At 61.6% G+C, this 11287-nt stretch carries 13 protein-coding genes; 10 read left to right on the top strand and 3 right to left on the bottom strand.

Annotation, left to right across the window (positions count from 1 at the left end; genetic code table 11):
* Positions 1 to 75: 75 nt before the first annotated feature.
* From ACW9HW_RS25770 to ACW9HW_RS25760, 3 genes are all read right to left on the bottom strand, one after another.
* Positions 76 to 846: a MetQ/NlpA family ABC transporter substrate-binding protein gene (locus ACW9HW_RS25770; protein ID WP_095197419.1), complete on the bottom strand. Its 771-nt coding sequence runs from the start codon at positions 844 to 846 to the stop codon at positions 76 to 78.
* An 89-nt stretch (positions 847 to 935) separates the two neighbouring features.
* Positions 936 to 1601, bottom strand: coding sequence for a methionine ABC transporter permease (locus ACW9HW_RS25765; RefSeq protein ID WP_095197418.1), 666 nt, complete (start codon positions 1599 to 1601; stop codon positions 936 to 938).
* A 2-nt stretch (positions 1602 to 1603) separates the two neighbouring features.
* Positions 1604 to 2827: an SfnB family sulfur acquisition oxidoreductase gene (locus ACW9HW_RS25760; protein ID WP_457402098.1), complete on the bottom strand. Its 1224-nt coding sequence runs from the start codon at positions 2825 to 2827 to the stop codon at positions 1604 to 1606.
* 314 nt (positions 2828 to 3141) lie between these two features.
* Between ACW9HW_RS25760 and ACW9HW_RS25755 the strand changes: the two genes are divergently transcribed.
* The 10 genes from ACW9HW_RS25755 to ACW9HW_RS25710 all read left to right on the top strand — a co-directional run bounded on the left by ACW9HW_RS25755 (position 3142) and on the right by ACW9HW_RS25710 (position 11203).
* Positions 3142 to 3600 carry a VOC family protein gene (locus ACW9HW_RS25755; protein WP_457402096.1) on the top strand — a complete coding sequence of 153 codons (459 nt, stop codon included), beginning with the start codon at positions 3142 to 3144 and terminating at the stop codon, positions 3598 to 3600.
* 242 nt (positions 3601 to 3842) lie between these two features.
* Complete coding sequence (locus ACW9HW_RS25750) at positions 3843 to 4718, top strand: alpha/beta fold hydrolase (protein WP_457402094.1); 876 nt, start codon at positions 3843 to 3845, stop codon at positions 4716 to 4718.
* Between the two features lie 260 nt (positions 4719 to 4978).
* Positions 4979 to 6178 carry a PepSY-associated TM helix domain-containing protein gene (locus ACW9HW_RS25745; RefSeq protein ID WP_095196711.1) on the top strand — a complete coding sequence of 400 codons (1200 nt, stop codon included), beginning with the start codon at positions 4979 to 4981 and terminating at the stop codon, positions 6176 to 6178.
* Entirely contained in the window at positions 6175 to 6717 is a 543-nt protein-coding gene (locus ACW9HW_RS25740; RefSeq protein ID WP_095196712.1) for a thiamine pyrophosphate-binding protein, read from the top strand. Before ACW9HW_RS25745 ends, ACW9HW_RS25740 begins: the two co-directional genes overlap by 4 nt.
* Positions 6714 to 7043, top strand: coding sequence for a hypothetical protein (locus ACW9HW_RS25735; protein WP_095196713.1), 330 nt, complete (start codon positions 6714 to 6716; stop codon positions 7041 to 7043). The genes ACW9HW_RS25740 and ACW9HW_RS25735 overlap by 4 nt, the downstream gene beginning before the upstream one ends.
* Entirely contained in the window at positions 7040 to 7612 is a 573-nt protein-coding gene (locus tag ACW9HW_RS25730) for a DUF6162 family protein (RefSeq protein ID WP_457402091.1), read from the top strand. The genes ACW9HW_RS25735 and ACW9HW_RS25730 overlap by 4 nt, the downstream gene beginning before the upstream one ends.
* Positions 7613 to 7647: 35 nt before the next feature.
* Positions 7648 to 8574 carry a metal ABC transporter substrate-binding protein gene (locus tag ACW9HW_RS25725; protein ID WP_457402090.1) on the top strand — a complete coding sequence of 309 codons (927 nt, stop codon included), beginning with the start codon at positions 7648 to 7650 and terminating at the stop codon, positions 8572 to 8574.
* A complete protein-coding gene (locus ACW9HW_RS25720; RefSeq protein WP_457402088.1) occupies positions 8571 to 9401 on the top strand; it encodes a metal ABC transporter ATP-binding protein in 831 nt (276 codons plus the stop codon). The genes ACW9HW_RS25725 and ACW9HW_RS25720 overlap by 4 nt, the downstream gene beginning before the upstream one ends.
* Complete coding sequence (locus ACW9HW_RS25715) at positions 9401 to 10300, top strand: metal ABC transporter permease (RefSeq protein ID WP_457402086.1); 900 nt, start codon at positions 9401 to 9403, stop codon at positions 10298 to 10300. The genes ACW9HW_RS25720 and ACW9HW_RS25715 overlap by 1 nt, the downstream gene beginning before the upstream one ends.
* Positions 10301 to 11203: a metal ABC transporter substrate-binding protein gene (locus ACW9HW_RS25710; protein WP_457402084.1), complete on the top strand. Its 903-nt coding sequence runs from the start codon at positions 10301 to 10303 to the stop codon at positions 11201 to 11203.
* Positions 11204 to 11287 lie beyond the last annotated feature (84 nt).

The raw sequence follows: 11287 nt of genomic DNA, 5'->3' as shown, positions 1-11287 counted from the left end.
TGGATCAGTGGCATTCACAAAATCCATTGTGGGAGCGAGCCTGCTCGCGAAGGCGTCCTATCAGCCACCGAAAAATCAGAACCCCGGCGCAATCTGCCCCTTGTAGCGCGTCAGGATGAACTGCCGCACGTCATCGGAGTTCAACGCCTTGGCCAGTTTCTGCAGGCCCGGATCGTTGATGTTGTCCGGCCTGGCCACCAGGAACTCGATGTACAGGCTCTTGCCCTTCTCGACGATCAACGCACTGTTGGTGTCGATCCCGGCTTCCAGTGCGTAGTTGGCAAACACGAAGGCCAGGTCCACCTGGCTCACCGAACGCGCCAGCAGCGCACCTTCCAGTTCACGGATTTTCAGGTGTTTGGGGTTTTCGGCGATGTCCCGTTGCGTTGCCAGGGTATTGCTCGGGTCCTTGAGTTTGATCAACCCGGCTTCGTGCAGCAGCACCAGCGCGCGACCGGTGTTCACCGGGTCGTTGGGGATCGATACGGTAGCGCCGTCCTTGAGCTCGGAGATGTTTTTGATCTTGGTCGAGTAAGCGCCGAACGGTTCGATGTGAACGCCGACCACCGGCACCAGATCGGTGTGGCGGGTTTTGTTGTAGTCATCCAGAAACGGTCGGTACTGGTAATAGTTGGCGTCGAGGTTCTTCAAGGCCAACTGCTGGTTGGGCTGGATGAAATCGGTGAACACCTTGATGTCCAGGTCCACGCCTTCCTTGGCGAGGGTCGGTTTGACGAATTCGAGGATTTCCGCGTGGGGCACCGGGGTGGCGCCGACGGTGAGTTTTTCGTTGGCGTGAGCGCTCAGCGAAACCAGGGCAGCCAGAATGGCCAGGGTCTTCTTCATAGTGTGCTCCTAGGCAGATTTAGGTGGCCGTCGTGGGGCGGACGTGAGGCCGGACTTTTGTTTCTTTTAAATGGAAAGGAATCGAATGCTTACCGCCGGCTGTAACGCGCCACCAGTCGGTCGCCACTCATTTGCAGGGCCTGGACCAGAATCAACAACAGCACCACGGTGACCACCATCACGTCGGTCTGGAAGCGCTGATAGCCGTAGCGGATCGCCAGATCGCCCAGCCCACCGCCACCGATCACCCCGGCCATCGCCGTGTAATCGACCAGCACGATCGCAGTCACCGTGACCGCCGCCAACAGCCCTCCCCGCGCCTCGGGCAGCAAGGTGTGGCGGATGATCTGCCAGGTGTTGGCGCCCATGGCCTGGGTCGCTTCCACCACGCCGCGATCGACTTCCCGCAGCGCGGTTTCCACCAACCGCGCGAAGAACGGTGTGCACCCCACCACCAACGGCGGAATGGTCCCCGGCACGCCCAGCGAGGTGCCAACCAGCAAGGTGGTCAGGGGAATCAGCACGATCAGCAAGATTATGAACGGCAGCGACCGCAGCATGTTCACGATCACCGACAGCACCCGGTAGACGCCGACCGCTTCATGCAATTGGCGCTTGCCGGTCAGGAACAGCAGTACCCCCAGCGGCAGCCCAAGCAACACGGTAAAACCGAGGGCCGCGCCGAGCATGCTCAGGGTGTCGAGGCAGGCCTGGCCGATGTCGGCCCAATAAATGTTCTTGAACAATTCAGCCATGATCACGACCAGTCATGACGTGGCGGTTTCACGCCATTGAGCAGCCAGTTGCCGACCACGTGGTACTTCCAGCGCACCGGATCATGCAGGGTATGCACCCGGGCATTGCGCCAGTGGCGATCGAAGTTGTGCTTCTTCAGGGTCGAGCGGGTGCCGCCGAGTTCGAACAACTTGTTGGTCGCTTCAATCGCGATTTCAGTGCTCAACACCTTGGCCTTGGCCACCGCCAGGGACGCGTGGGCAACGTTGTCTTCGTCCGGGGCCGGGCGCGCCGCATCCAGCGCCCAACCCGCTCGTTCGAGCAAGGCTTCGGCGGCTTCCAGGCGAATTTCCAGGCCACCAACCTGAATGATGGTCAGCGGGTCTAAGCTGGCTTTTTCCACGCCCGCGTCAATCCAGGGGCGGGCGAACTGTTGAACGAACGCGATGGTGTCACGCAGCGCTGCGCGGGCGATGCCGGCATCGATGGCAGCGGTGGTCAACTGGGCAAACGGACCGGCCAGGGTCGGGCTTTCATAGGAGCGATGCGTGGGGAATAGATTGAACGCCGAAACGTGCAGATCCTCGGCCAGCACCGTGCCGCTGGACGTGGTGCGCTGGCCGATGCTGTCCCAGTCGTCGACGATCACCAATCCTCGGGTGCCGCGTTCGACGAAGGCCAACTGGCCCTTTTGCTCTTCGTCCAGCGCCAGCACCGCCAGCCAGTGGGCGTAAAGCGATCCGGTGCAATAACCCTTGCGTCCGTTGATCACATAACCGTCGCCGTAACGTCGGACAGTCGCCTGTATGTCCTGCACGTTTTTGCCGCCGGTTTCCGACAAGGCATTGGCAAAGCGGTGACCTTGCAGCGCCAGGGCGAAGAAATGCGCTTGTTGCTCCGGCGTGCCCTGCAGACGAATGTCTTCCAGCAGGCAATAGTGGTTTTGCGGGATCTGCCCCAGGGACGGATCGGCCGCAGAAATGATTGCGATGACTTGCGCCAGCACCGCGTAGGACACCTGCGCGCCGCCGAATGCTTTCGGTACGGTGATGCCCCACAGGCCGCTGTTGGAATACAAATCGACGATCTCGGCGGGCACCTGGCGGGTGCGGTCGCGCTCGGCGTCCTGTTCCAGCAGGATCGCGGCGACCTGCTCGGCCACGCGAAGGGCTTCGGCTTCGTCGGCGATCCGGTGGGCGGCCGGCGGGTTGATCGGATAGACGGCAGATTCGGACAAGAAAGACATACAAGACTCTCGATACAGGTGATACCTGAGTCATTGCAGCTTCTGTGCCTGACCGTGAGAGCTAATGTTTTCGGGTAGTTCAGAGGCGTTTCGGGGGGTCCAGGGTGATGAAGCCGGGCAATCTGCTGCTTCACTGTTGATGGCTGAACAGTGGCGCTTACGCCCGGAATACGCCCATCGCCGGCGGTGATCTTTTTTGTGAACTTGAAACATGCCGAAAGTCAAAATCAAAAGATCGCAGTCTTCGGCAGCTCCTACACTTGTTTGTCCTGCTCAAAGGCAGCGGATTCACAACAACATCAGGGAGAACCATCATGAGCGTCAAACCTATTCCAGAGGGTTATCACAGCATCACCCCGTACCTGGGCATCGCGAAAGCGGCCGAGGCCATCGACTTTTACAAAAAAGCCTTCAATGCCATCGAAGTCATGCGCCTGGCCATGCCCGATGGCGGCATCGGCCACGCCGAACTGCGCATCGGCGATTGCCCGATCATGCTCGGCACACCGTGCGATCAAGGACCGTTGAGCAATCCGGACCATTCATCATCCGTGGGTCTGCATTTGTATGTGACCGATGTCGACAAGTCTTACAAACAGGCGATTGCCGCCGGCGGCATCGTGGTGTCGGAGGTCAAGGATCAGTTCTATGGCGATCGTTCCGGGACGTTGAAGGATCCCTATGGCCATCTGTGGTTTTTGGCTACGCGCAAGGAGGATCTGACTCAGGAACAGATCGAGCAGCGGGCGAAGGAAATGTTTCAGCAGGGTTGAGTTGTTTAATGCCTGACCGGGCCTCTTCGCGAGCAGGCTCGCTCCCACAAGGGATCTTCGGTGAACACAGCATTTGTGAACACCCTGAATCACCTGTGGGAGCGAGCGTGCTCGCGAAAGCGTAATCACAGGCACCACCTGCCCCCTTGAACACATTTCATGAACAATCACACCACACTTTGCGGCTTGCCCTCACGCCCTGCCCCTTTCAGGATGCACACACCCACAACAAGGAGGCCCCCATGTTCACTGGATTCCTGAAAGACCAGCGCCACGTCAACGGTGTGGACATTACTTACCGCATCGGTGGTAGCGGCCCGGGCCTGCTGTTGCTGCACGGTCATCCGCAGACCCACGTCATCTGGCACAAGGTTGCTGAACAACTGGCCGAACACTTCACGGTGATCGCCGCCGACCTGCGCGGTTACGGCGACAGCAGCAAGCCGCCAGCCGACGACCGGCACGCCAGTTACTCCAAACGCGAAATGGCCAGGGACGGGGTCGAGCTGATGAAATCCCTCGGTTTCGAGCGTTTCTCGTTGCTGGCCCACGACCGTGGTGCCCGCGTGGCCCATCGCCTGGCGCTGGATCATCCCGATGCCGTGCAACGCATGGTATTGCTCGACATCGCGCCCACCCTGGCGATGTACGCGCAAACCAACGAAGCCTTTGCCCGTGCGTACTGGCACTGGTTCTTCCTGATCCGCCCGGCGCCCTTGCCGGAAACCCTGCTAGAAGCCGACCCCGAAGCCTATCTGCGCAGTGTAATGGGCAGTCGCAGCGCCGGACTCAAACCTTTTACACCCGAGGCCTTCAGTGAATACCTGCGCTGCCTGGAACTTCCGGGTGCCGCCCGCGGTATCTGCGAGGATTACCGCGCCAGCGCCGGCATCGATCTGGACCATGACCGCGCCGACATTGAAGCCGGTCATCAGCTGAATTTACCCTTGCTGGTGCTGTGGGGCGCCGAAGGTACGGTCGGGCGTTGTTTCGAGCCGCTCAGGGAATGGCAGCAGGTCGCCACCGATGTCCGTGGCAAGGCGTTGCCCGCCGGTCATTACATCGCCGAAGAAGTCCCCGAACTGCTGCTCGCCGAAGTGCTGGGTTTTCTGCGCTGACCCCGGTTCCTCGCTGAACTGAACCCTCCTTGCGCGCAGGTCGTCATCGGCCCGCGCGCATTGTCTTGCCCGCGCAAAGATCCTCTTTCGCGAAACACGAAACATTTTCTTTCATATCGGCCTTCGGGATTTCGGATGCTCATCCGTCCTATATAGATGCAGTCCTGTCGCGTAGGCAAAAGCCACGACTGGACCTTTATCGACCTCGCCGCTGCGAAGCCCGTAGCAGAGGCCTTCTCATCGAAACAAGACGCCCAATCATGTCGAAGAAATCCCGTTCCAAAATCTGGTTTCTGGTCCATAGCTGGCTGGCGCTGCCCATCTGGTTTTTCGTCCTGATCGTCTGTGTGACCGGCACCCTGGCGGTGGTCAGCCAGGAAATCGTCTGGCTGGCCAACCCGCAGATGCGTGCCAGCCAGCCCTCGGACGATGCGCCGCGCCTGAACTACGACCAGATCGTCGCCGCGATCAAGAAGGCCGAACCCGACACACTGGTGGAGGGCATCAATCGCCCTGATGAATCACACTTTGCCCTGGACGTGAACGTCAGCTACCCCGACGGTCGTTCACTGACGGTGTATGTCAATCCGTATACCGGTGTCATTCAGGGTCCCGCCCCGCAATTCAATTTCCAGGCATTCACCCGCGCCCTGCACGGTTGGTGGCTGGTGCCGTTCACCAACGGCTACAGCTGGGGCTGGTACCTGGTGTCGTTCCTCAGCCTGCCGATGCTCGCTTCGCTGGTGACCGGGCTGGTGGTGTACAAGCGTTTCTGGAAAGGCTTCTTGCGTCCGACCCTGCGCATCCGCCACGGCGCGCGGATTTTCTGGGGCGACTTCCACCGACTCAGCGGCATCTGGTCGATCTGGTTCATCGCGGTGATTTCCATCACCAGTACCTGGTTCCTGATCCAGGCGTTCATGTTCGATAACCAGATTTCCATCTCCACCGCACCGGTCGCCGCCGTGGTCCCGCGCGAAAGCGTGCCGCTCACCGCCGATGGCTCGCCGGCACCGATGATTAGCCTGGAAACGGCGATTCAGCAGGCCAAGGAACGCATCCCTGGCCTCGACGAAAGTTTTGTCAGCCTGCCCGCCAACGCCTTCAGCTACCTGTCGGTGGGCGGACGCAGCTGGTATCCGTTGATGTACCAGACCGCGGACATCAACCCTTACACCGGCGAAATCGCCGCCACACGCCTGCTGTCGGACCGTTCGGGGCTGGAGTTCGTCACCGAGTCCATGCGCCCGCTGCATACCGGTGATTTCGGCGGGATCTGGATCAAGTTGATCTGGTTCTTCTTCGGCCTGCTGCTGAGCATGATGGTGCTCAGCGGCCTGTTGATCTGGACCAAGCGCACCGCCCTGGCTACGGCCAACGCCCTCAAGCGCAGTAACAAACGCCCACGCAGCGAGCGTGTTTCGGCCACCAGCGGTCAAGCCACGGAGGTCAGCCAATGAGCCTGTTCGCTGCGGAACAACCGACTTCGAAACTGAGCCGTTTCTGGCACAAATGGCGTTTCCACATCAACATTTTGCTGTTGCTGATACCGCTTGGCTTCATGCCCAAATACTTCGCCGACGCCGCACTTTTCCGCGGTGACACCGGCCTGGGCGAAAGGGAAATCGGTGAAGTCCAGGTCGGCCCGTGGAGCGTGCGCCTGGCGGAATTGCGCAACGAAGCCCCTCTGCTCGATGGCCCCGCCGGCTACATGAAGAGCTTCAACGCAGCGCTGTGCGACAGCTGCCGCGAGCACGTCAAAGCCACTTACCTGCGCATCGGCAAACCCCGCAGCCTGCGCGCCGCCGGGGTGATTTTCTTTGGCACGCCGTACCGCATGGGCGCCATGTTGCCGGTCCCGGAAAAGACCAAGGCCGACGCCGAACTGTGGATAACCATGGAAGGCTGGGACGGCTCCATGCATCAGGCATCCATTCCTCTGGGCCAGGCGTCCCCCGCCACCCTCGCCTGGTTGAATTCACAAGGAGGCAAACCATGATCAACCTTATTCGCCCTCTGCGCGCTGCATTACTGGTGCTCTGTGCCGGCTTCAGCGTCAGCGCCCTGGCCCACAACCCGATGTGTGAATGCAAGGCCATCGACGCCGAGCAGATCAAATGCACAGGCGGTTTCTCCGACGGTAGCGGTGCGCCGGGCGTGACCCTGGACGTGATCGGCTACGACGAAACCATTCTCGTGCCGGGCAAGCTCGGTGCCGACTCGACCCTGACGTTCAAGAAGCCCGGCGCCGAGTTCTATGTGCTGTTCGACGCCGGCCCTGGCCACGTGGTCGAGATCGACCAAGCGGACATCGACGCGCCATGAGCAACCCAACCACGCAAATCGTCCGTCCGGCCGGTGCCGGCCATGAAACCCTCAACGTGCTGCTGTTGTGCCTGATGATCCTGGCGATTGCCGGTTCGGTGGTTGCCTGGCGCCACGAGTCCCAGGACGTGAGCACCGTGAGCAGCCATCAACTGGATGCCCGCCGCGACCTGAGCGCTTCCGAGCAAGGTATCTACGCCGATCTGCGCGTGACCCTGGACGAGATTCATCTGTTACGCCAGGAACAGCAAACCTTGCCGAGCCCTGAGGCCCTTGCCGATGAAGGCTTTGCACCGTTCGCCCAGGACGCCAGTTCGGTGAGTCGTGGCGGTCATGCCTGGCAGTTGCTGGCGGACAAGGCCTACATCGGCCAGAGCCAGACGCCGACCGTTGCCGGTTCGTTTCTGATGCGCCTGACCGCCGGCGACGATGCGCCGGACATCTGGCTCAACCGCGCCACTGGCATCAAAGCCCCTGCCGACCTCACCGATGCCGCCCTCGAAAGCGCCGGCTGGCAGCAGATCGTCGCGCAATTCGATGCCGGCGTAACCCGCCAGCACCGGCACTGAACCCTCGCCTTCACCCGAGAGAAGACTGCTTTCCCATGCCCATTTCATCTCTACGCTCTGTTCTGCGCCTGGCACTGGTCGGCCTGCTGGCCTGCCTGCTGACACCCCTGGCCAGCGCCGACGAAGCCAAGCGCTTGCGCATCGGCATCACCCTGCACCCGTATTACAGCTACGTGGCCAACATCGTCGGCGACAAGGCCGAAGTGGTGCCGCTGATTCCGGCCGGTTTCAATCCCCACGCCTACGAACCACGGGCCGAGGACATCAAGCGTATCAGCGGGCTGGATGTGATCGTACTCAACGGCGTCGGCCATGACGACTTTGCCGACCGCATGATCGCCGCCAGCGAAACACCCAACGTCAAGGTCATCGAAGCCAACGAAAACGTGCCGTTGCTGGCGGCCACTGGCGTTGCCGCACGCGGCGCCGGCAAGGTGGTCAATCCGCACACCTTCCTGTCGATCAGCGCCTCGATTGCCCAGGTCAACAACATCGCCCGGGAACTGGGCAAGATCGATCCGGCCAACTCCAAGACCTACACCGAAAACGCCCGCGCCTATGGCAAACGCCTGCGCAAGATGCGCGCCGACGCCCTGGCCAAACTGACCCAGGCGCCAAACGCCGAACTGCGCGTGGCCACGGTGCACGCGGCCTACGACTACTTACTGAGGGAATTCGGCCTGGAAGTCACCGCTGTGGTGGAACCGGCCCACGGTATCGAGCCGAGCCCGAGCCAACTGAAGAAGACCATCGACCAACTGCGGGAGCTGGACGTGAAGGTGATCTTCTCGGAGATGGATTTCCCGTCCTCCTACGTCGACACCATCCAGCGTGAGTCCGGGGTGAAGCTGTACCCGCTGTCGCACATTTCCTACGGCGAGTACACCGCCGACAAGTATGAAAAGGAAATGACCGGCAACCTCAACACCGTGGTGCGGGCGATTCAGGAGTCAGGCGCATGACCTCAAAAGAAGTCGAATTCCCTGTGGGAGCGAGCCTGCTCGCGAAGGCGTCCAGCCAGACGCCATCATCGTTGAATGACACACCGCACCCGCGAGCCGGCTCGCTCCCCCATGTCTCGGGGCCGACCCTGGATTTTGCGGACGTCTGCCTGACCCTCGGCCGCACGACGATCCTCGATAAAGTCACCTTTCAAGTACGCCCCGGCAGCGTGCATGCGCTGGTCGGCCCCAACGGCGGTGGCAAGAGCTCACTGATCAAGACCCTGCTCGGGCAGATGCCGCATCAGGGTCGCTTGAGCCTGCAATGGCCAGGTGAGCCAGGCACCATCGGCTACGTGCCTCAGGCACTGGAGTTCGACCGCGGCCTGCCGATGACCGTTGACGATTTCATGGCTGCCATGTGTCAGCGGCGCCCGGCATTCCTTGGGTTGAGCAAGCACTACGCAGCGGCGATTGGCGAGGCCCTGGAACGGGTCGGCATGCAGGACAAGCGCAAGCGGCGCATGGGCGCGTTGTCCGGTGGCGAGCGCCAGCGGGTGTTGCTGGCGCAAGGACTGATTCCGGCACCGCAGTTGCTGGTGCTGGATGAACCGATGTCGGCCCTCGATGAGGCCGGCATCCAGGTGTTCGAACGCCTGCTCGTCGACTGGCGAACGGCGGGCATCACCGTGCTGTGGATCGAGCACGATCTGGAAGCGGTCGGGCGTCTGGCGGACCACGTCACCGGGCTCAACCGTCGGGTACTGTTCGATGCCACGCCGCAACAGGCACTGACACCGGAGCGCCTGCTGACGCTGTTTTCGACCCATCCACGGAGCCTTGCCTGATGAGTTACGAAGCCTTTCGTTTGATGGTGCAGGGCTGGGCCTCGTCGGGTTACCTGCCCGAGGCGCTGGCTTACGGATTTGTGGTCAACGCCCTGCTCGCCGGACTGTTGATCGGCCCGGTGCTGGGCGGGTTGGGTACGCTGGTGGTGGTCAAGCGCTTCGCGTTTTTCTCCGAAGCCGTGGGCCACGCGGCGCTGACCGGCGTGGCCATCGGCATCCTGCTCGGCGAACCCTACACCGGCCCCTATGGCAGCCTGTTCGGCTACTGCCTGCTGTTCGGCATCCTGCTCAATTACCTGCGTAACCGCACCGGTCTGGCGCCGGATACGTTGATTGGCGTGTTCCTCTCGGTGTCGCTGGCACTGGGGGCGAGCCTGCTGCTGATTCTGGCGGGCAAGATCAACGTGCACATTCTGGAAAACGTGCTGTTCGGTTCGGTGCTGACGGTCAACGGCAATGACCTGCTGGTGCTGGCCATCGTCGGCTCGTTGGTCATGGCCCTGGCCCTGCCGTTGTACAACCGCATCATGCTCGCCAGTTTCAACCCGCAACTGGCGGCAGTGCGCGGAGTGGCGGTGAAAACGCTGGATTATCTGTTCGTGGTCCTGGTGACTCTGATCACCGTCGCCGCGGTGAAAGTCATCGGCGCGATTCTGGTGGGTGCCCTGCTGGTGATTCCGGCGGCGGCAGCTCGTCTGCTCAGCCAGTCGCTGAAGGGCTTTTTCTGGTGCTCGGTATTGATCGCCACGGTGAGCACGTTGTGCGGAATCCTCGCGCCCATCGTCTTCGACCTGCCGATTCCGTCCGGTGCCGCGATCATTCTGGTGGCCGGTATCGCCTTCGCCCTGGCCGCCATCGCGCGCGGCGTTGTCCCCAGCCTGAAAGGGAACCTTGGATAAATGTCATTTTCTCTGCGACAACTGACCCTGGCCGTCGCCCTGTGCGGCCTGGCCAATGCTGCCTGTGCGGCGGACGGCGCCAAACCGTTGCGCGTGCTGGCATCCTTGCCGATCACTTACGGGTTGGGCGAGGTGCTGCTCAAGGGTACCGACATCAGCCTCGAACGCGCGGCGCCGGCGAACTTGCCCGGTAGCCGTCAGACCGCGTACTTCACCGGTCGTGGCGCGCCAGCGCTGGCCAAACTGGCAAACGATGCCGATGCGGTGATCGGTCTGCGCTCACTGTGGGCCGATGACCCGCTGTACCCGATCTCCCGCCGCAGCAACATCCGCATCGTCGAAGTCGACGCCGCCCGCCCGGTGGACGGCGCCCTGCCCGGCATCGCCGTGCAGCCAGACAACAAGGTCGATGGCTTGAACAGCCAGCCGTGGCTGGCCAGCAACAACATGGGGCGCATGGCCGATGTGATGGCGGCAGACCTGGTACGCCTGGCGCCCGCGGCCAAGCCTGCGATTGAAGCGAATCTGGCCGCACTCAAGCAGCGCTTGCTCAAACTCAGCGCCGACAGTGAAGCGCGCCTGGCCGCCGCGGACAACCTCAGCGTGATGAGCCTGAGCGATCACTTCGGTTATCTGATCGGTGGTCTCAATCTGGAACTGGTTGGTCTCGATGCACGACCGGATGCCGAGTGGACACCGGAGGCGCTCAAGGCGTTGGGTGCGACGCTCAAGGACAATGACGTGGCAGTGGTGTTGCATCATCGCCAGCCTTCGGACGCAGTGAAAACCGCGATCACCGAAGCCGGGAGCCGGTTGGTGGTGTTGAGTACCGATGCCGAGGATCCGGTGACAGAGCTGGAGGGGAATGTGGATTTGGTGATCAAGGGGTTGAGTGGGGCGTGACGTCAGCTGGACCGCGTTATGGCTTTTCGCGAGCAGGCTCGCTCCCACAGTTGACCGTGTTGTTCGAAGGTTTTATGCCCGCCG

The organism is Pseudomonas sp. SDO5532_S415 (assembly GCF_054071155.1).
Note: the sequence above shows the minus strand (reverse complement) of the source record. Positions and strands in the feature narration are given on the sequence as shown.